This window comes from Clostridium sp. TF11-13AC, assembly GCF_003481065.1.
Lineage (GTDB): Bacteria > Bacillota > Clostridia > Lachnospirales > Lachnospiraceae > Otoolea > Otoolea fessa.
The window spans coordinates 349364-369642 of the sequence record NZ_QUKJ01000001.1 but is presented as its reverse complement, the minus strand read 5'-3'; the positions used below and the strand labels follow the sequence as shown (position 1 = coordinate 369642).

At 49.3% G+C, this 20279-nt stretch carries 16 protein-coding genes; 2 read left to right on the top strand and 14 right to left on the bottom strand.

Translation table 11 applies throughout. The features are described 5' to 3' along the window. Window positions 1-26: 26 nt before the first annotated feature. Together DXD12_RS01590 and DXD12_RS01585 are read right to left on the bottom strand one after the other, a co-directional pair. A complete protein-coding gene (locus DXD12_RS01590) occupies window positions 27-995 on the bottom strand; it encodes a surface protein PspA (protein WP_022358429.1) in 969 nt (322 codons plus the stop codon). A 25-nt stretch (window positions 996-1020) separates the two neighbouring features. Next, window positions 1021-1653 carry a cytidylate kinase-like family protein gene (locus tag DXD12_RS01585; protein WP_118524061.1) on the bottom strand — a complete coding sequence of 211 codons (633 nt, stop codon included), beginning with the start codon at window positions 1651-1653 and terminating at the stop codon, window positions 1021-1023. A 410-nt stretch (window positions 1654-2063) separates the two neighbouring features. Here DXD12_RS01585 and DXD12_RS01580 point away from each other — a divergent pair, with 410 nt between their 5' ends. Then, window positions 2064-2648: a TetR/AcrR family transcriptional regulator gene (locus tag DXD12_RS01580; protein WP_118637118.1), complete on the top strand. Its 585-nt coding sequence runs from the start codon at window positions 2064-2066 to the stop codon at window positions 2646-2648. 115 nt (window positions 2649-2763) lie between these two features. Here DXD12_RS01580 and DXD12_RS15405 read toward each other — a convergent pair whose 3' ends face one another. After that, complete coding sequence (locus DXD12_RS15405; RefSeq protein ID WP_147354003.1) at window positions 2764-2952, bottom strand: hypothetical protein; 189 nt, start codon at window positions 2950-2952, stop codon at window positions 2764-2766. A 114-nt stretch (window positions 2953-3066) separates the two neighbouring features. On the opposite strand from DXD12_RS15405, the gene mgtE reads away from it, so the two are divergent. Beyond that, window positions 3067-4518, top strand: coding sequence for a magnesium transporter (gene mgtE / locus DXD12_RS01575; RefSeq protein ID WP_243105324.1), 1452 nt, complete (start codon window positions 3067-3069; stop codon window positions 4516-4518). Here mgtE and DXD12_RS01570 read toward each other — a convergent pair. From DXD12_RS01570 to DXD12_RS01520, 11 genes are all read right to left on the bottom strand, one after another. Next, window positions 4510-5235: a UDP-N-acetylglucosamine pyrophosphorylase gene (locus DXD12_RS01570; RefSeq protein WP_118472879.1), complete on the bottom strand. Its 726-nt coding sequence runs from the start codon at window positions 5233-5235 to the stop codon at window positions 4510-4512. The genes mgtE and DXD12_RS01570 overlap by 9 nt on opposite strands. Before the next feature lie 58 nt (window positions 5236-5293). Continuing rightward, a complete protein-coding gene (locus DXD12_RS01565; RefSeq protein ID WP_118637116.1) occupies window positions 5294-7591 on the bottom strand; it encodes a DNA topoisomerase in 2298 nt (765 codons plus the stop codon). Window positions 7592-7762: 171 nt separating this feature from the next. Next, a complete protein-coding gene (locus DXD12_RS01560; protein WP_118628555.1) occupies window positions 7763-8653 on the bottom strand; it encodes a DMT family transporter in 891 nt (296 codons plus the stop codon). Window positions 8654-8699: 46 nt separating this feature from the next. After that, window positions 8700-9749, bottom strand: a complete 1050-nt coding sequence (locus tag DXD12_RS01555) for an aldose epimerase family protein (RefSeq protein ID WP_118637114.1) — start codon at window positions 9747-9749, stop codon at window positions 8700-8702. Window positions 9750-10111: 362 nt separating this feature from the next. After that, window positions 10112-11197, bottom strand: coding sequence for an aspartate-semialdehyde dehydrogenase (gene asd, locus DXD12_RS01550; protein ID WP_118637506.1), 1086 nt, complete (start codon window positions 11195-11197; stop codon window positions 10112-10114). 254 nt (window positions 11198-11451) lie between these two features. Continuing rightward, window positions 11452-13023 carry a nitrite/sulfite reductase gene (locus DXD12_RS01545; RefSeq protein WP_118637112.1) on the bottom strand — a complete coding sequence of 524 codons (1572 nt, stop codon included), beginning with the start codon at window positions 13021-13023 and terminating at the stop codon, window positions 11452-11454. Between the two features lie 187 nt (window positions 13024-13210). Next, window positions 13211-13933, bottom strand: coding sequence for a purine-nucleoside phosphorylase (deoD, locus tag DXD12_RS01540; RefSeq protein ID WP_107000027.1), 723 nt, complete (start codon window positions 13931-13933; stop codon window positions 13211-13213). Window positions 13934-13986: 53 nt separating this feature from the next. Further along, complete coding sequence (locus DXD12_RS01535; RefSeq protein WP_118628559.1) at window positions 13987-16230, bottom strand: DNA topoisomerase (ATP-hydrolyzing); 2244 nt, start codon at window positions 16228-16230, stop codon at window positions 13987-13989. An 85-nt stretch (window positions 16231-16315) separates the two neighbouring features. Beyond that, entirely contained in the window at window positions 16316-18235 is a 1920-nt protein-coding gene (locus DXD12_RS01530) for a DNA gyrase subunit B (protein ID WP_118637110.1), read from the bottom strand. A gap of 487 nt (window positions 18236-18722) precedes the next feature. Next, on the bottom strand, window positions 18723-19508 hold the full coding sequence (locus DXD12_RS01525; protein ID WP_117795818.1) for a ZIP family metal transporter: 786 nt from the start codon (window positions 19506-19508) through the stop codon (window positions 18723-18725). 374 nt (window positions 19509-19882) lie between these two features. After that, window positions 19883-20119 (bottom strand): hypothetical protein, encoded by a 237-nt coding sequence (locus tag DXD12_RS01520; RefSeq protein WP_022360338.1) that lies wholly within the window; start codon window positions 20117-20119, stop codon window positions 19883-19885. Window positions 20120-20279: the final 160 nt, after the last annotated feature.

The following is a 20279-nucleotide window of genomic DNA, read 5'->3' as shown; positions in this document are numbered from 1 at the left end:
CTCCTGTCATACAATGATTGCGATCCTTACCGCATCAAAATAATCATATAATAATGCTTATCGCCGACCTGCTGATGTGCAACACCCATTTCCTTATAATAAATCACCCGGTCCACGCGCTTTTTCTCGTCGCTGTCGTGATTACGCAGAAGCTTTTCTTCTGCCTGCGTCACATCGTCACAGTTGATGAGGTAAATCTCCGTATGACGTCTCGCAGTGCTTTCCCCGATGGATTTGAGGTAATCATCAAGTGTGCCTTCATCCGGGATCCGGCTGCTTCCATAGCCCTTACTGCGTGCCATCGCCAGGCGGTGTTCGGCGATCTGCTGTAATTTTCCATTTAAAATAAAGCTGGCATCTTTATCGTAATCTTTTTTGTCATCGTCATAGTAATCTTCTTCCTCATCCCCGTCAAACGCGTCCGCCTTCAGCTCATTTAAGCTGTCCGCCATCGCCTGGGTATCTGCATCCAGAAATGCCAGCGTGTACGCGCCGCCGCCCGTGTTTTTCTTCTTTTTGGCGTTCGCCAGGCTGCCGTCCGCGTTGATCGTATACTGCGTCTCATCCTTTGTGAAGGTCGTTCCCTCCATCGCGCCGCTGTCTTTCAGGAAATAGTATTTTCCGTCGATATTCTGCCAGCCGGTCGCCATCGCGCCGTCCCCTTGCAGATAATACCAGGTTCCATTTTCCTGCTCCCAGCCCGTTTTCATCAAACCGTCTGCTCCGAGCAGGTACCATTTTCCGCCCATCTGCTGCCAGCCCGTCAGGTAAGAACCATCCATTCCCACCAGATAATAACCATTCTCCACCGGCTGCCAGACACCCGCATCATCCGCAAGCACTGTCTGGGCGGCAGACGCTGAGAAAAGGAGACTTACTCCTGCGATTCCTGCCAGCCGTACTATCTTATGTCCCAGAACCGCTTTCAGCGCCCTTTTTAACCCCGGCGCCGTCCGCTTTTCTTCCTTCTTCATCCACAAATTTCTGTCCTTCATACGCTGTCCTCACTCTTCTTTATGCTTATTGATCGGATCCATCTGTTTCCAGTTCCACCCCCCGTGCCGTTAAAAGTGCCCGAAGCATCGCCGCCAGCTCCTTTTCCGATATCCGGCTGCTGTCAATCAGCATATCATAACTTGCTTTATCCGCCCATGTCTTTTTTGCATAAAAATTATAATAATTTTTCCGTATTTTATCCGCTTGTTTGATCAGGTATTCAGCTTCTTTTTCATCTGTCTCGTAACGCCGCATAATCTCCTTCACGCGCGCCTCCATCGGGGCATATATAAATAGAGAAATAAGCCCTTCTGTCTCCTCCAGGATCTTGTCAGCGCAGCGTCCCACGATGATGCATGGACCTTTCTTCGCATACTCCCGGATCAACTGGGACTGCACGACAAACAAGGTATCATTCATCGGCTTTCCATAACCGGTAAACGGATTGCACTTGGCCGGAACCTTAAAAAGAAAACGGTTCGCCTTCATCTCGTCCGCCTCTTCCAGTTCCTCCATCTTAAATCCGCCGCACACCGCTGCTTCCTCTATCAGATGGCGGTCATAACAGGGAATTCCCAGTTCCTTTGCCAGAGACTTCCCCAGATTATGGCCGCCGCTTCCAAACTCTCTTCCGATTGTAATGACAAAATTTTTCATACCAGATTCCACCTTCGTATCTATTTCCTTTTGCTTTCGCATATGCTGCAGGTTCTCATAGCCGTTCCTTTCACGATTGTCAGCCACTCCTGCCGTCTGTGAAACGTTCCATACAAAAGACTTCTTCGCAGTGAACAGTTACATCTAAAATAGAGCATATACAACTCATGTCTGTTTAATTGACATTTGTTCATTTTTGAACTATAATGCATTATACTAAGTTGTTCGAATGAATACAATAATCATTTTTACGTCAGTTGTATTTTAATCAACATTTCATCACATTATGTTTGTTTTTTGTATCTGGTGTGCCCATTTTTACTTATTTTTAACACTCCCTTCATCCACAGCCTCCGATACACAGTCATACGGCGTTTCCCCGTCTGGAAACGTTCAGAAAGGAAGTCACTATGAAAGAAGAAATACTCGACCGGCGTGTACGAAAGACGAGACGCCAGTTAAAAGAATGCTTAACCCGCCTCCTCAAAGAAAAAAAAATTCAGGATATCACGGTGCGCGAACTCGCCGAGATGGCTGACATCAACCGCGGCACCTTTTATCTTCATTATAAAGATGTCTTTGACCTGATGGATCAGATCAAAAATGAACTGGTCGAGGAGGTTGAGTCTGTCCTGACGCACCATCCCGTTCCCGAACTGGTAGCGCGCCCTTCCCTCGCACTCTCAGAACTATTTCCTCTTGTACAGGAAAATGCAGAGATTGTTTCTATTTTAATAGGAGAAAACGGTGATCTGAATTTTGTCAACCGCCTGAAACGCATTGTCAGCGATAAATGTTTAAAAGGCTGGCTGGATCTCAAATGTTCCAGCGATCCGGATACGCTCGCGGCATTTTCCGCCTTTATCGTTTCCGGCTGTGTCGGTACCGTTCAGTACTGGATCGAAAGCGGCATGAAGGAATCCACAGAACAGATGGCAATCTTGACAGAGGACTTTATCTTAAAAGGCATCCGGGTGCTGGAAAATCCGGCTTGACTTTCACGAAATTCCGTGCTTTAATAAAACTGCAATTTTTAAAAATTCAGAAAGGAGAACCACATGGACAGTTGTGACAGCAACGGGCGAAGTCGTCGCGATGGGCAAAATCAAACTATGAATTCCAACCATGCGTACCAGACTGTTGGTCTGCCGCAGGGTCTTTTTGAGTGTGAATCGGGCTGTCTGGCAGCACATTTTTGCCTGCTTTAACAGGCGAGTGCTTCAATGCTGAACGTTTCCCGGCACGATTGGTTTTCATATATATTTGTCCATCGCCCTGGCGCGGGTTTGAAACTGCCATCTGCGGCATTTCATCCTGTTCCCGACTGGCGGTGGATTTTTTTATCCCCGCACTGCTCGCCCTGTACGTCCCAAACGGCATTAAATAGAACGACAGAAAGCGAGGGAACCAAATATGAATCAGACTCCAGAAATGGACGAAAAGAAAACAAGCTCCCCGGAAACGGCTCCGATCGCCGCAACCGCAGAGCATAATGCTAATTTTGAAGAAAATATCCGCGCGATCATCCGCAGCGGAAAACCGGCAAGCGTGATCCGGGATGACCTCGACAATTACCATGCAAACGATATTGCCGAGGTTCTGGAAACACTGGACACTGCGACCCGGAAACGCCTCTACAATATTCTCTCTCTGGAAATGACGGCAGAGATTTTCACCTATCTCGATGAACCGGCGCCTTATCTGCATGAACTGGGGCTTGACCGGGCGGCAGCCGTTCTGGCAGAGATGGATGCCGATGAGGCGGTCGATATCCTCGAAAATTTAGATCCAGAGAAAAAAGAAGCCCTGATCGCGCGCATGGATCAGGAATCTAAGGATGATATCCACCTGATCTTTTCCTACGATGAGGAACAGATCGGTAGCCGGATGACGACCAACTACATCGTCATTCCCAATAACTGTACGATCAAGCAGGCAATGCGCCATCTGATCTCCCAGGCGGAGGACAACGACAACATCGACACCATCTACGTCGAAGACGAAAATGGGCGCTATTTCGGTGCGATCGAGCTGAAAGATTTAATCACTGCCCGTGAGTACATGAAGCTGGAGGATATTATCAGTACCTCCTATCCGTATGTGTACGCGGATGAGAAATCTTCGGACTGTATGGAAGAGCTGATCGATTACAGCGAGGATTCTATCCCAGTACTCGATCGGAACCATAAAATCATCGGCGCCATCACTTACGAGGATATCGCCGAGGCGATCGACGACGAGATGGGTGATGACTACGCAAAGCTGGCAGGTCTTACTTCCGAAGAGGATCTGCACGAACCACTGTTGCAGAGTTTGAAAAAACGCCTTCCGTGGCTGGTGCTGCTGCTCTTCCTCGGCATGGGTGTTTCCTCGGTGGTCGGCATTTTCGAGCCGATCGTTGACCGTATCGCACTTCTTATCTGCTTCCAGTCGATGATCCTCGACATGGCAGGCAATGTCGGCACCCAGTCGCTGGCTGTCACCATCCGTGTCCTGATGGATGAGGACATCTCCGCGATGCAGAAGCTGGGGTTTGTATTCAAGGAAATGCGAATCGGATTTTTAAATGGACTGCTGCTCGGCTCGGCTTCGTTCGTCGTGATCGGCATTTTCGTTCATATTATGAAGCAGAAGAGTCTTTTCTTCTCTTTTGCACTTTCCGGCTGTGTCGGCATCTCTCTTCTGACCGCAATGGTGATCTCCAGCCTGGTCGGCGTACTGGTGCCGATGCTGTTTCACAAGCTGAAGGTTGACCCGGCAGTTGCGTCTGGTCCGCTTATCACGACGGTGAATGATCTGGTAGCGGTTGTGACTTATTATGGACTGGCGGAGATTTTGCTGGTGGATGTGTTTCATTTAGTGTAGAGAACCGGTGAAAATAGGTATTTGTGATTCGGACGCAAAACAGGACTCTTCCTTTTTAGCAACTTCTCCCTGCTTCTTATAGATAGAGTTTGCATCTACCCCGCCGCGCACGCTGGAAAGCGGATAGATGTTGGTGCCGCGTCCGATGATGCTGCCCGGGTTTAGGATAGAGCCGCAGCCTACTTCTACGTTGTCACCGAGCATGGCGCCGATTTTTTTGCGTCCGGTTTCGATCTTGCCGTCTTCGGCGTGGATTTCCACCAGGCGTTTATCAGATTTTACGTTGGAGGTGATGGAACCGGCACCCATGTGGGATTTATAGCCTAAGATGGAGTCTCCAACGTAATTATAATGCGGTACCTGTACTTTGTCGAACAGGATGACGTTTTTAAGCTCGGTAGAGTTTCCGACTACTGCACCTTCTCCGATCAGGGCGCTGCCGCGGATGAATGCACAGTGGCGCACCTCAGCGTCTTTGCCGACGATGACCGGTCCGTGCAGATAGGCGCTGTCAAATACCTTCGCTGTCTTGTGAACCCAGATGTTTTCACCACGTTTCTCATATTCTGCCGGATCCAGGCTCTTTCCCAATTCGATGATAAAATCACTGAGACCTGCCAGCGCCTCCCACGGGTAGGTAAACTGTTTCAGATAATCTGAAGCCAGCGTATGGGTTAAATCATATAATTCTGTGATTTTCATTTCTTCTTTTTTCATGATCATTGCCTTTCCTGAAATTCAATTTCTTCTATTATTATAAATAGATTGTTTACTTTCACTTACTTTGTTCCTGTCCGGATGTAATACTTGTCGTCTCAGAGCTAGTTTCAGCTTTTACTGTTCTTGCAGTCTTCGCAGTTCCCCTACTCTTTACGCTTCTGCTTCGCGACACTTTCTCTGCATTTTGGTAAAACACAGCAACCGCATCAAATGCCGGCCGCAGCCCATACGTATTTCCCATATGAACCGCATTGTAGGTGCGTCCGATAACGAAGCGCTCTAATTTCTGCATATATTCATCCGGTGTGATGCTGCCCTCTGCCACATAGGTCAGACCTTTTTCCCAGCTTGCCGTCAGCTCCGGGTTGAGAAGCTGCTTCATGGAGGTGTGTACGACCTCATAAATCAGTTCTCCCAGATAGGTCGGCGTGATGACCTGCGTTTTTTCGTTGAGCGCCATGTATTTGATGTTGAACAACTTTTTCAAGATCTCCGCGCGGGTTGCACTCGTTCCGATGCCGCTGCCCTTGATCTGGGCGCGCAGCTCTTCGTCTTCGATAAGCTGACCGGCATTTTCCATCGCCAGAATCATCGAACCGGAGGAATAACGCTTCGGCGGAGATGTCTCGCCCTCTTTGATCTGCAAATCATCCAGTGACACTTTCATCCCCTTTTTGAGCTGTTCCAGCATCTGGATAAACTCTGGGTGGGACGCGTCAATTACCTTTGGCTGGCTGCTGTCTGTTCCATCTGCTTCTCTTGCCGGATTTTCCGCATCATTTCCATCTATACCTGGTTCAAGGCGGTTCGTTCTGCCGACACTTTCCCCGGCAGTGTCCTTTTTCTTTTTCGGAATTTCCGCCACCTTGAGATATCCCGCTTCTTTCAATACCTTGAAACTGGCAAAGAAATGTTCACCTTTTACCTCAATCTCAACCGCATATTTCTGGTAAACCGCCGCCGGATAAAAGATGCTTAAGAAACGGCGCACAATCACCTGGTAAATCTTGCGGTTCAACTCCGAGAGACTTCGCAGCGCGCCGAGTCCCTGTCCGGTCGGTATGATTGCGTAGTGATCGGTAATCTGCTTATCATTGACATAACGCGTTTTTGCTATGTTCTTCCACAGCCCTGCCTGCATCGCCTCCGATGCAAATGCCGCCAGCGGCTCATAATGCGTCAGACCGCCGATATTTTTGCTGATCTCCTTCGCCACCGCCGTTGAAAGCACACGCGCGTCCGTTCGCGGATAGGTAACCAGCTTTCGCTCGTACAGCTCCTGCACCACTTTCAGGGTCTGATCCGGGCTGATTTTAAACATTTTAGAACAATCATTCTGGAGCTCCGCCAGGTTATAGAGAAGAGGTGGATTTTTGGTTTCCTTTTTCTTTTCCACTTTTAAAATGGTTCCCTGCGAAGTATTATATACGCCCATTAAACCCGCGTCCGCTTTTTCTGCGTCGCTGACCTCTGACTGCATGACTCCCGAATTTTCGTTTCCATTCTCGCGTTCCCACAGCCATGCAATCAGCGCCTCCGCGTCCTTTCGCTCCTTAAAACCATTTTCCTTATACAGACACGGCGTTCCATAGTAACGGCTTCCTTCCACCGCCCGCCATTCACCGTCAATCGAGATACCTGCCGGTCCAAATGTACCGATCACGCGGTAAAATGGCGTTTTGACAAATTCCCGTATTTCCCGCTCCCGGCGGACTACCATGCCGAGGACACAGGTCATGACGCGTCCGACTGAGATCACGGTCCGGTCAGAACTTCGCATATAGTTAGAAACAGATGGTCCATATTTCAACGTCAGTGCGCGGGAAAAGTTAATTCCCATCAGATAATCTTCTTTTGCCCGCAGATATGCCGAATCCGCCAGATGATCGTATTCGGACAGATCCTTCGCTTCGCGGATGCCGCGCAGAATCTCTTCCTCCGTCTGTGAATCGATCCAGACGCGCTTCTGTTTCTTGCCCCGCACGCCAGCCATCTGCGCGACGAGGCGGTAGATATATTCTCCCTCCCGTCCCGAGTCAGTACAGACGTAGATTGTATCTACATCCGCCCGGTTTAAGAGACCGCTCACGATTCCAAACTGTTTCTTCACGCTGTCGATAACCTGATATTTCCATTCTTTCGGGAGAAATGGAAGTGTCTCCAGACTCCAGCGCTTATATTTCATATCATATACTTCTGGATAGCTCATCGTGACCAGATGTCCAACACACCAGGTCACAACCGCATTTTCCGACTCAATATAGCCATCCACCGATCGTCCATTTACCTTGAGTGCATTTGCGAACTCACGCGCCACGCTCGGTTTCTCGGCTATAAATAACGATTTTGCCACGTTGTTCTGCTCCTATCTTACTAATTTCGTAACTGTTCAGTACCTTCACAGTCACGCGCAAAAATCCATTAAAAATTGCCTACGGCAATGGGATTTTTGCCTGCTGGCCCATGTTTTCGTACGGTCAGCGCAGTAAATGCGCAGACCTGCTGAACAGTTACCTAATTTCCTCTAATTACTTTTCCGCTTCGGCGTCCACTCCGCCAGAATCGCCGCCGCAAACATCAGCGCACAGCCAATTAGCATCCGCACCGTCAGCTTCTCATGCAGCAGCCAGACAGAGAACAGGAGTCCAAACACCGATTCAAACGACAGTAGAATCGAGGATGTGCTGGCGCTCAGATATTTCTGCCCCACTGTCTGAAGCAGAAAACAGAGCATACTGGATGCGAGTCCCAGATACAGCATCGAAACTGCTACTCCCGGCAGTGTAAATACTTCCGGATGGAACGCTCCTTCCGTGAGAAGCCCCAGCACCCACGAACACGCCGCCGCTGTTCCCATCTGCATGACCGTCAGGCGGATCGGAGTGCAGTATGCCGTGAAGCGATCCAGAAAAATCATATGAACCGCAAAGCAGATGCCGCACACCAGCGTCAGGAAATCACCAAAATTGACCGACAGATCGCCTTTCAGCGATAAAAGCGCCAATCCCACAACAGCAAATCCCGCTGCGATCAGGTTATTTGCCTTCGGGCGCACATGATTAACCGCCCATGCCAGAAATGGTACGATCACCACATACAACGTCGTAATAAACGCATTTTTACTCGCGGTCGTGTATTTCAGCCCATACGTCTGAAAATAATAACTGATAAATAGAAACAATCCCGCCAGTGCGCCGCATTTAAACTCCTGCATCGACATTCCCCGGATCTGTTTCCAGAAAAGAGCCGCCATCCCAAGCGCCGCGATCGTAAACCGGTACGCCAAAAGGTATGTAGGTGTGATCGCGTCCATCGAATTTTTCATCACAACGAACGCGCTGCCCCAGATAATTGTTACAAATAAAAGGCTGGCAGATGCCAGCACTTTTACTCCCTTGTTGTTTGTCTCACTCATGTCAATCTCTATCCTATGTCAAAATGATCACAAATCAAATACAAATTTAAACCGTCATAAATTTATAACTGGTCGTTGTATCGTATTTCTCGCCCTTTTTCACGATCGGGGATGCAAATCCCGGCATGTTGACTGCGTTCGGGTAATACTGCGTCTCAAAGCAGTATCCCTGGCGTCTCGCATACTTCACACCGCCCTTACCCGGAACCTGTCCGTCCAGGAAATTGCCCGTGTAGAACTGAACTCCCGGCAGATCGGTGTATACCTCCATCTTGCGCCCGCTCTCCTCGTCGATCGCAGCCGCCGCCAGACTGAATACGCCTGACTCATGGTTGAGAATCCAGTTATGATCGTAGCCGCCGCCCAGTTTTAACTGATCGTAATCCGCTTCAATATCACGTCCGATCGGCTTGAAATCTGAGAAATCCATCGGAGTCCCCATTACCTTGCGGATCTCACCGGTCGGGATCAGCACCTTGTCTACCGCCGTGATCGCATCACTGTCAATGTAAACCATCTGTGAAAGCGCCGGACCACTCTCATGGCCTGCCAGATTGAAATACGCATGGTTTGTCATATTAAAAATGGTATCCTGATCGCAGGTCCCCTCGTAATGAATCTTTACTTCATTTTCATCTGTCAGCGTGTAGGTCACACGGATCGAGGCATTTCCCGGATATCCCTGATCGCCGTCCGGGCTTTCCAGTGTAAACGAAACCTGATTAACGCCCGTCTCATATTCTGCCGCCCAGATACGGTTCCGGTAAAAATCCATGCCGCTGTGCAGGTTGTTCGGACCATTATTCGCCGTCAATTCGTATTTTTTATCATTTAACGTAAACACCGCGCCGCCAATCCGGTTTGCATTTCGTCCAACAGCCTCGCCCAGATGCCCATCGCTTACCAGGCAGTCTGCTACTGTTTCATGTCCCAGCAGGACATCCGCCATCTCTCCGTTCCGATCCGGCACCAGCATCGTGGACCAGATTGCACCCAGATCTAAAAAGGATGCAGAAACTCCATTCTGATTCGTCAATGTATAACGGCTGACCTCTCTGCCATCTTCCATTGTTCCAAAGATTGTCTTCTCAACCATGCCAAATCCCCTTTCATTTTTAGAATCCGAAAAATATTTTTCGCATTTTTTATGCTTACTTTTGTCAGAATAAATCTATCTAACTTATAAATAGCTGATTTATTAAGTATACAATACTTTTCCCTTCATGCACACCCATTTTTCCAAATCTGATTATAAAAATTTCGTAGCTGTTCAGTACCTTCACAGTCACGCGGAGCATTTTTTGTGTCATAGGACGAAGTTTCCTATGACACAAAAAAAACTGCCGTTCCGGACAGAGTCAGCCATCGTTTTTTAAACAGCCTCTCCGCCACTGGGCGGCAGTTCTTACTTTTATCAGTTTTAATTTTCTATTTCACGGATTCTCTGAACAGATTTCTTTATTTCGCCTGGATATATCCCTGTGCAGTCAGAAGCTCTGCACACAGTACCGCACCGCCGGCTGCGCCGCGCAGTGTGTTGTGGGAGAGACCTACAAACTTCCAATCGTAAACTTTGTCTTCTCTCAGACGGCCAACAGATACGCCCATGCCCTTCTCATAGTTGACATCCAGCTGTACCTGCGGACGATTATCCTCTTCCAGATACTGAATGAACTGCTTCGGTGCGCTCGGAAGCTCCAGTTCCTGCGGAAGTCCTTTGAAATTAACCAGCTTCTCGATCAGCTGCTCTTTGGTTGGTTTCTTTCTGAACTTTACAAATACGGCTGCTGTATGTCCGTCCAGAACCGGTACACGGATGCACTGGCAGGTAATCACCGGCTCGGATGCCTTCACGATCTCGCCGTCCTTGATCTCTCCCCAGAGACGAAGCGGCTCCTGCTCGCTCTTCTCCTCCTCACCTCCGATGTACGGGATGATGTTGCCTTCCATCTCCGGCCAGTCTTTGAACGTCTTGCCCGCTCCGGAAATTGCCTGATACGTCGTAGCTATTACCTCATATGGCTCAAATTCCTTCCATGCAGTCAGAACTGGTGCATAGCTCTGGATGGAGCAGTTCGGTTTTACCGCTACGAAGCCTCTCTTGGTTCCCAGACGTTTTTTCTGGAACTCAATCACCTTAAAGTGCTCCGGATTGATCTCCGGCACTACCATCGGAACATCCGGTGTCCAGCGGTGTGCGCTGTTGTTGGAAACAACCGGTGTTTCTGTCTTTGCATACGCATCTTCAATCGCACGGATCTCTTCTTTTGTCATATCTACGGCGCTGAACACGAAATCAACTTCGGATGCTACCTTCTCGATCTCGTTTACGTTCATAACGGCCATCTTCTTCACACACTCCGGCATCGGGGTCTGCATTTTCCAGCGTCCGCCGACTGCCTCCTCATATGTTTTTCCTGCAGAACGCGGGCTTGCTGCCAGCGCAGTAATCTCATACCACGGATGATTTGCCAGAAGCGTGATGAAACGCTGACCTACCATACCAGTTGCTCCCAGAATGCCTACACGTAATTTCTTTTCCATGTTCATCGTTTTTCTCCTCTTCTGACAGCGGCTTTTTCAGCTTCTCATGGCAGGATGGAGTTTGGATAGGAAGCTCCTGCTCTGCAACACGTTTTCACTCTGCCGCTGTAATTCTTGTCTATCCTATAACAAAACAAACAAAAAATCAACATTTTTCCGCAAGAAAAATACATTTGTACGCCTCTCGCGGACATTTGATAAATTTATAACGTCTGTCACGGATTTAACGATGTTTTAACTCAAAATAGGTTCTTCTAAGCTAAGTATTCCGCTGCAACCTTCTCAATCCCATCCGGGTACTGCGTCCGGTAGCTCTCAAAATCAAGCCCCCTTGCCGCAATCTCTTTTCCAAGTTTGACTAAGAACGACGGAATCTCGCTCTCAAACATCGTGCCAAGCTCACGTCCCATCGTCTCTTTTCCCTGTACCTCATTTCCGCCCAGATAAAATACAAATGCCGGCTGTGCCTTGCCATCTGCCATCCGCACGCCTCCGCGGAATCCCATCGGTCCAGTCTGGTGGGTACCGCAGGAAGACGGACATCCAGAAATATGAATCTGCGGAAGTGCGCCGTCCGGGATCTGTGCCTCCCCGACCGCCTTTACACACGCCTGTAACAGAGCCTGCGAATCGCGTGCACCAACCTGACAGATCGACGCACCGATACAGCTTACCGATGTCTCAAACTTTGTCTGAGCCGTCTCCTTCGTCGCCTCCAGAATCTTCTCTGCTTCTGCTCCGGTCAAATTAATGATGTACGCAGTTTCATCCGGTGCCAGGCGAAGCTCTGTGCCGTCAATCGTCTGCATCAGTTCTCCCAGGGCTGCCAGCGTCTCCGGGCGCGGCTGTCCGCCAATCGGATGCCAGATAACCGTATAAAGTCCCGGCTGTTTCTGCTCCAGCACACGTTCTCCCGACGCGCTGCTTCCATCGCCTGTTTTGCTCTGCTTTTCTTTTATTCCTGCCGCTGCCATCACTTCCTCGCGGGAAAGATCCAGTTGCTCCCCGGATGCCAGTACCTCCTGAAGTTTCTCCTGATACGCCTTCCGGTAATTTTCCGCTCCGCCGAGCGCTTCCTGCATATACCGGGTACGCGCTTTTCCGCGGTTTTCGTAATTGCCATATGCCCGGAATGTCAGCCACATCGCCTTAATGTAATAAAGAATCTTCTCCGGTGCAACGCCCTCGGCAACTTTAACGCCAAACTGCGGATTGCTTCCCAGGCCGCCTGCACTGTACACATCAAACGTTCCGTCCGGACAAGCCGCAAATCCCAGATCGCGGTAGGTCGCGTGCGTCACATTCGCCGGTGAATTAGAGAAACAGACCTTGAGCTTGCGCGGCATCTTTTCCGCATTGATAAAGGTCATCAGATATTCTCCCGCCGCCTTCGCCCACGGCATAACGTCGAAATATTCGCCCTCTTCCACGCCGGAAAGCGGAGAACACATCACATTTCGCGGAAAATCCCCGCCGCCGCCCATCGTCACGATCCCGGCATCGAGTGCCTGCTCCATCAATTCACAGACTGATTTCTCATCCAGATTGTGAAACTGCACGCTCTCACAAGTCGTAAAATGTACCATATTTACCTGATATGCGCGGATTGCCTTTGCGATAAATGCAAGCTTCTCCTTCGACACACATCCTGCCGTCATACGCAGACGCAGCATGCTCGCCGCGCCGCCTTTCTGTGCATAACTGCCGTAACGTCCTGAAAAGCCCTTATATGAGCCCTTATCCATCTTTCCTGCATAAAAATCCCTCGTTTTTTCACAAAACTCCGGAAGATCTGTTTTCCACTCCTGTGGAGCAATTCCTATCATTTTTCTCTCCTGTTTTCTCTTCAAATTGTAACTGTTCAGCACCTTCACAGTCACGCGCAAAAATCCATTAAAAATTGCCTACGGCAATGGGATTTTTGCCTGCTGGTCCTTGTTTTCGTACGGTCAGCGCAGTAAATGCGCAGACCTACTGAACAGTTACTTCAAATTCTACTTTTACCAGCTTATCTTACACCAGATCCAGCGCCACTTCCATCATATTGGTAAACGTCTTCTCGCGTTCTTCTGCCGTCGTCGCCTCTCCGGTCACTGCCGAATCCGATACGGTCAGGATACAGATCGCATTTGCGCCCGCATAGGCAGCGTTGCTGTAAAGTGCCGCCGACTCCATCTCCACCGCCAGCACGCCCATCTGCGCCCAGCTAGTTCCGTCCGGCTCAAGCGGCGGGTTGTAGAACATATCGGAACACAAAATATTACCGACATGATATTTTAAATTTCTCTTTTTCGCGGACTCAACCGCCTTTTCCAGCAGCTCATAGCTGCACACGCAGGAATAATCCCCCGGCAGGCGGAACTGTTTTACATAGTTGGATGTCGTACAGGAGCCCATCGCGAAAATAAGCTCGCGCACCTTTACCTCCGGACGCAGCGCACCGGCAGTTCCGATCCGGATCAGATTCCTGCATCCATAAAAATGAATCAGCTCATAGGAATAAATTCCCATCGACGGACAGCCCATGCCGGTTCCCATGACAGACACGCGTTTGCCCTGATAATAGCCGGTATAACCGTACATATTTCTCGTTGTATTGAACTGTTTTGCATCCGTCAGAAAATGTTCTGCGATATACTTTGCCCGCAGCGGATCGCCCGGAAGCAAAATCGTCTCCGCAATCTCGCCCTGCTTTGCCCCGATATGAGGGGTCGGTGTGTTCTGAAGTTCAGCCATATGAAATACCTCCTTTTTTCGTAAATGTACTCTCGGAATCTTTCTGTTTGATTCTAGCTTCTCGCCCGGCTTCCCTTGCCATCGCGGTGCCCTATTTTCAAACGGCTCAAATGAACCGTTTTTTCTTTATACATAACGATCGGATCATCCTCAGTGCCGTCCAGCAGATGGATTGTCTCCAGCGACTCGGTACGCCCCAGCTTGATGCCGCGCACACCTTTCGCATTCTTCTTCATCTCCGATATCTCCTCGATCGGGAATCGCAGGAAGATACCGCTGGTCGTCTGGATGACCGCCTCTTTCATGCCGTCCGCCGGCTGTACCGAGAGAAGCATATCATTCTCCTGCAGCTTGGTCGCCGCCACTGTTCGGTTATTTGTCTCAAATTCCCCGCCGGGCACGATCTTAATCATCGCATCCTTCGTTGCAAATAATAGCTTCTGTCCCTTTAACTGCGCCGCATTCACCACACAGACCGGACGTTCTTTGGTGGCATCAAATTTACTCAGGTTATCGATCGGCACCCCCTTATCGCGCAGCTTTCCAAAGGGAATCTCAGTCACCTTCACCTGATGGAATGCACCCAGATCTGTAAACAATCCTATCTTATCCGTCGTATGGCACGGCAGTACATACACATTCTCCGTGTCCACTGTCTCCCGGTTCCGCTCGTAGATCGACGGTTCCAGAATCTTGCAATAACCAAACTTGTCCAGCACGAACACGCCCGGTCTGGCGCTCTCCGCCGCCTCGTCATACACTGCCTCGCGTCCATCCTCGATTTTCGTCCGGCGTTCCACTGCAAACTCTTCCTTGATTGACTGCAGATCTTCTTTAATCACCTCGTCCATCGCCTCACGGCTGCCGAGAATCTTCTGGTATTCTTTGATCTTGCGAAGTGTCTCTTTGTACTCCTTCTGCAATGCCAAGATCTCCAGGCCGATCAGTTTATAGAGACGCATTTCCAGAATCGCAGATGCCTGTTTCTCCGTAAAATGAAGCTTCTTGGCATCTTCCTCAAATCCCGGTGTGCGGAACTGGATTTTGGAAATATCGCCCTCCATCAGGCAGGCTTTCGCATCTTTCAGATTCTTCGAACCACGCAGGATCGCGATAATCAGATCGATGCAGTCGCAGGCTGTGATCAGACCTTCCTTGATCTCCTTCTTCTCCTGCTCCTTTTCCAGAAGCACCTGATACTTGCGGGTATTATTTTCATACTGGAAATCCAGATAATTCTTTAAGATTCCCTTTAAATTCAGCGTCTCCGGACGTCCATTCGCGATCGCCAGCATATTGACACCGAACGTATCCTCCAGTTTTGTCTTTTTATACAAAATATTCTGGATTTTCTCAATATCCGCGTCTTTCTTGAGTTCCAGAACAATCCGGATTCCTTCTTTATTCGATTGGTTGGAAATATCCACCACATCGGCAAGTTTTTTGGACTCAACCAGATCTGCGATATCCGACAGACATTTATTGATGCCAGCGCCGATCATCGTGTACGGAATCTCCGTGATCACCAGCTTGTCCCGGTCAGAACGGCGTTTTCCAAGCTCCACCTCCATCCGGGCACGCAGTTTGATGCGCCCCGTTCCTGTCTCATAGATCGCCGGAAGTTCACTCTTATTCGCAATGATGCCGCCGGTCGGGAAATCCGGTCCCTTTAAGACGCTCAGAAGCGCTTCCGTCTCCATCTCCGGCTGATCGATATACGCCATCACCGTATCGATGACCTCGCCCAGATTGTGCGGCGGAATGCTGGTGCTCATGCCGACCGCAATTCCCTCGGCACCGTTGATCAGCAGATTCGGCACGCGGACCGGCAGAACCTCCGGCTCTTTCTCCGTCTCATCGTAGTTCGGCACAAACCGGACGGTCTTGTCCAGATCCTTTAAATACACTTCCTCCGCAAACTTCTGGAGACGCGCCTCCGTGTAACGCATTGCCGCCGCCCCGTCGCCCTCGATGGAACCAAAGTTTCCATGTCCGTCTACCAGCGGCATTCCCTTCTTAAAGCTCTGGGAAAGCACGACCAGCGTCTCATAGATCGAGCTGTCGCCGTGCGGGTGGTATTTACCCATCGTATCACCGACGATACGCGCCGATTTCCGGTGCGGCTTGTCATGCCCCAGATGCAGCTCCCCCATATCGTAAAGAACGCGGCGCTGTACCGGTTTCAAACCATCCCTTGCATCCGGGATGGCGCGGGCCGTGATGACACTCATCGAGTAGTTCATATAGCTGCGCTGCATTTCCTCTGAATATTCTGTCGTAATGATCGTTTCAGCCATTCTATTTTCTATCTCCTAAATTCCTGTCATATACCTTCATAATCGCAACTGTTCAGTGCCTTCACAGTCACTCATAATCTTTCTATTAAGCATCTATCTCCGCCTCATCCGCGTGATCGTAGATAAACTGCCGTCTCGGCGGCACGTCGCTTCCCATCAGCATCTCCGTGATCTCCGATGCCATCCGGGCGTCCTCGATCTCCACACGCTTGAGCACACGGTTCTCCGGATTTAACGTCGTCTCCCAGAGCTGTTCCGCATCCATCTCGCCCAGACCTTTGTAGCGCTGCAGGGCAAATTCCCCTGTGTGGGTTCTGCGGTAGCGCTCCAATGCTTTCTCATCGTATAGATACTCTTCTTTTCCCTTTTTCGGAATCACCTTAAATAACGGCGGCATCGCAATATATACGTGCCCGTTCTGAATCAATTCCGGCATAAAGCGGTAAAGAAACGTCAGAAGCAGCGTATCAATATGGCTTCCGTCCACATCGGCATCCGTCATCAGGACGATCTTGTGGTAACGCAGCTTCGCAATATCGAAATCATTGCCATATCCTTCCGAAAAGCCGCAGCCGAACGCATTGATCATCGTCTTGATCTCGGCATTCGCCAACACCTTGTCCATCGAAGCTTTCTCCACATTTAAAATCTTGCCCCGGATCGGCAGGATCGCCTGATAGCGGCGGTTTCGTCCCATCTTAGCTGAACCGCCCGCGGAATCTCCCTCGACAATGAAAATCTCACATTTCTCTGCCTCGCGGCTCTCACAGTTTGCCAGCTTTCCGTTGCTGTCAAAGGAAAAACGGGATTTCGTCAGCATATTGGTCTTGGCGCGTTCCTCTGCCTTCCGGATCTTTGCAGATTTCTCCGCACAGGCGATGATCGCCTTCAATACCTCTAAATTCCGGTCAAAATAAAGCTGCAGCTCGTCCCCTGTCACGCTGAACACCGCTTTTGTCGCATCGGCACTCGCCAGCTTTGTCTTCGTCTGCCCCTCAAAGATCGGATCCGGATGCTTGACCGCCACAACCGCCGTCATGCCGTTTCTCGTATCCGGTCCTGTAAATTTTGTATCTTTTTCCTTCAGGATTCCCAGCTCTTTCGCATAGCTGTTGATCATCTGGGTAAAACGCGTCTTAAAGCCCGCCAGATGCGTGCCGCCCTCCTGTGTGAAAATATTGTTGCAGAAGCCGAGTACATTTTCCTCAAATGCATCGACAAACTGGAACGCCACTTCAACCTCGATCTGGTCGCTGACGCCCTTAAAATAAATTGGATCATGAATCGGCGTCTTCGTGCTGTTCAGCTCGCGCACATACGCCACGATGCCGTCCGGCTCCGAATAAGTCACCTTTTCAGCCTCGCCTGCCCGCTTATTCTCATAAAGAATCGTCAGCTTCGGGTTCAGATATGCCGTCTCATGCAGGCGGCTCTTGAGCCAGTCCGCCTTGAACCGCGTTTTTTCAAAAATCTCCGGATCCGGCAGAAAATTGATCTCTGTTCCAGTCTCTCTTGTCTTTCCAACCACCGGCAGAAGACCATCGATCAGTTCAACCGTCGGGATGCCGCGCTCATATGCATCGTGATGGATCTGTCCATTCTTATATACATTGACCTCCAGATGCGCTGAGAGGGCATTGACAACCGACGAACCGACGCCGTGCAGACCGCCGCTCGTCTTGTACGCATTGTTGTCAAACTTGCCGCCCGCATGCAAGGTCGAGAGCACAATTCGCTCCGCTGCCACACCCTTTTTATGCATCTCCACCGGAATACCGCGTCCATTGTCCCGGACGGTGCAGGAGCCGTCCGCCTCCAGCGTCACGCGGATCTGGGAACAGGCGCCCGCCAGGTGCTCATCGACCGAGTTATCCACGATCTCATAGATCAGGTGATTCAGCCCCTTCGTTCCCACGCTTCCTATATACATACCAGGACGCTTACGGACAGCCTCCAGCCCCTCCAGAACCGTTATGCTGTCCGCATCATACTGTGTTTTACCCATAGGTTCATTCCTCCTGTGCCCGACCTGGGAATCATATTTGCTGCCATTTACACGTGTGATGCAAACGGCAGCTTTTATTTCACTGGTCAGGCTGATTTCTTCCACTTATAATGCGTATTTATTTTATGACTTTGAAATCATGCAAATAGAACACTCTAACTCTCTGGCATCACACCCGCCAGCCATTGTTTTATAGACTTTTCATTAGCGAAAAAGTAGTAAACCGTTCTCATTTACTATAAAATATTAGTAACTGTTCAGTACCTTCACAGTCACGCGCAAAAAACCATTAAAAATTGCCTGCGGCAATGGGATTTTTGCATGCTGGTCCATGTTTTCGTACGGTCAGCGCAGTAAATGCGCGGACCTACTGAACAGCTACAAATATTATTACATAAATTCAAAAATTTTGCAATGCATTTTTTAGAACAAATGTTCGTCTCTTCTCTAGGCAACCAGATTCCATGCCAGCACTGGCAGCTTTCTTTTATCCCAGCGCCACATCCAGAATCATCATCAGCACAAATCCAACCGCAAATCCGATCGTTCCCATATCGGAATGACTGCCCTGCGCCGACTCTGGAATCAGTTCCTCCACAACCACGTAAATCATCGCCCCTGCTGCAAGCGCCAGGAGAACCGGCAGAACCGGTTCCAGATAGCGGTACGCGGCGATCGTCGCAAGCGCCCCGATCGGCTCGACGATACCGGAGAGTGTTCCCATCGCAAATGCCTTTTTCCGGCTCATCCCTGACTCACTCCGAAGTGGCAGGGAAATGATCGCTCCCTCCGGGAAGTTCTGAATCGCGATTCCAAGCGAAAGCGCCAGCGCCGCTGCAAGCGTGATACCGCTCTTTTCTGCTAAGAATCCGGCAAATACCACTCCGACTGCCATGCCCTCCGGGATATTGTGAAGTGTGACCGCCAGAACCAGCATCGTCGTCTTCTTGAGCCCGCACACATGCCCCTCCGGCTCATCACTTCCCAGATGCAGATGCGGGATCACACGATCCAGCAAAAGCAGCATCAGAATACCCACCATAAAACCAATGGATGCCGGCAGAAATGCCAGATGCCCCATCGCTTCGCACATATTCATCGACGGAATTAAAAGTGACCAGACCGACGCCGCCACCATCACCCCCGATGCGAATCCCAGAAGCGTTTTCTGGATGATCGGCTTTAACTCATTTTTCAAAAAAAAGACGCAGGCTGCTCCCGCCGTCGTACCGACAAACGGAATCAAAACCCCAAGAAGCGTATTTTGATCCATATTCATTCCTTTCTTTTTCTTTTTAAATATCTGAACGGTTCTTTTCCCGGAACCTCGTTTTTTTTCTTCTATTTCTCTTTGATGTACCGGGTCGTTCAAAGAAGTCATCTCAAGTTCCTCTGATTGAATATTCCTATTGTAGCATATGCGCCTTTCTTTTGCACGGTTCCTTTTTATCATTAAGCCAGTTTCATCCACCAATCCCGGCTCAAATCCGATTCAAACAACCCTCTGTTTATACATCGGCATTCTTTCATATGTTTCTCGTTTGCAAACGTCTTTCCGCAAACAAAAAAGAGAACCAAAAATCAGGATGTCCCTAATTTCCAGTTCTCTTTTCATTCTTTGAATACAATGATTTATCACTCTTTAATTTATTTCTGCTCAGAATTCTGTTTAATAAACTCATGAACATCGTTTACGCTTAAATTGCTCTCTTCAATCGCATCCAGTAATTCGCTTAATTCAGCTTTACGAATCTCAGCCGCTAATTCCTTTTTCTCTGCTTTCAGAGCTTTAACGGTTTCTTCTAATTTAGCCAGCTTCTCTTCTACCGCTGCCAGCTTCTCTTTGTTTACTTCTAATGCAGAACGTTTCGGTCCTCTCGGCATAATACATACCCCTTTCGTTTTCTTTGAGAATAGCACAAATCTCTTATTTGTGCAATATCGATTCGTTTAAAAACCAAGTTTTTCATCAATCAGAGTAATCTCCATTTCAATAAAACGCATTTTTTAATAATATACTTCCTTTTTGAATCTCTTTTGAATA

Excerpts from the sequence above, each read along its gene's own strand:
- DXD12_RS01590 (WP_022358429.1), bottom strand. The coding sequence starts at position 995 with ATGAAGGACAGAAATTTGTGGATGAAGAAGGAAGAAAAGCGGACGGCG.
- DXD12_RS01585 (WP_118524061.1), bottom strand. The coding sequence starts at position 1,653 with ATGAAAAATTTTGTCATTACAATCGGAAGAGAGTTTGGAAGCGGCGGC.
- DXD12_RS01580 (WP_118637118.1), top strand. The coding sequence starts at position 2,064 with ATGAAAGAAGAAATACTCGACCGGCGTGTACGAAAGACGAGACGCCAG.
- DXD12_RS15405 (WP_147354003.1), bottom strand. The coding sequence starts at position 2,952 with ATGGCAGTTTCAAACCCGCGCCAGGGCGATGGACAAATATATATGAAA.
- mgtE (WP_243105324.1), top strand. The coding sequence starts at position 3,067 with ATGAATCAGACTCCAGAAATGGACGAAAAGAAAACAAGCTCCCCGGAA.
- DXD12_RS01570 (WP_118472879.1), bottom strand. The coding sequence starts at position 5,235 with ATGAAAAAAGAAGAAATGAAAATCACAGAATTATATGATTTAACCCAT.
- DXD12_RS01560 (WP_118628555.1), bottom strand. The coding sequence starts at position 8,653 with ATGAGTGAGACAAACAACAAGGGAGTAAAAGTGCTGGCATCTGCCAGC.
- DXD12_RS01555 (WP_118637114.1), bottom strand. The coding sequence starts at position 9,749 with ATGGTTGAGAAGACAATCTTTGGAACAATGGAAGATGGCAGAGAGGTC.
- asd (WP_118637506.1), bottom strand. The coding sequence starts at position 11,197 with ATGGAAAAGAAATTACGTGTAGGCATTCTGGGAGCAACTGGTATGGTA.
- DXD12_RS01545 (WP_118637112.1), bottom strand. The coding sequence starts at position 13,023 with ATGATAGGAATTGCTCCACAGGAGTGGAAAACAGATCTTCCGGAGTTT.
- deoD (WP_107000027.1), bottom strand. The coding sequence starts at position 13,933 with ATGGCTGAACTTCAGAACACACCGACCCCTCATATCGGGGCAAAGCAG.
- DXD12_RS01535 (WP_118628559.1), bottom strand. The coding sequence starts at position 16,230 with ATGGCTGAAACGATCATTACGACAGAATATTCAGAGGAAATGCAGCGC.
- DXD12_RS01530 (WP_118637110.1), bottom strand. The coding sequence starts at position 18,235 with ATGGGTAAAACACAGTATGATGCGGACAGCATAACGGTTCTGGAGGGG.
- DXD12_RS01525 (WP_117795818.1), bottom strand. The coding sequence starts at position 19,508 with ATGGATCAAAATACGCTTCTTGGGGTTTTGATTCCGTTTGTCGGTACG.
- DXD12_RS01520 (WP_022360338.1), bottom strand. The coding sequence starts at position 20,119 with ATGCCGAGAGGACCGAAACGTTCTGCATTAGAAGTAAACAAAGAGAAG.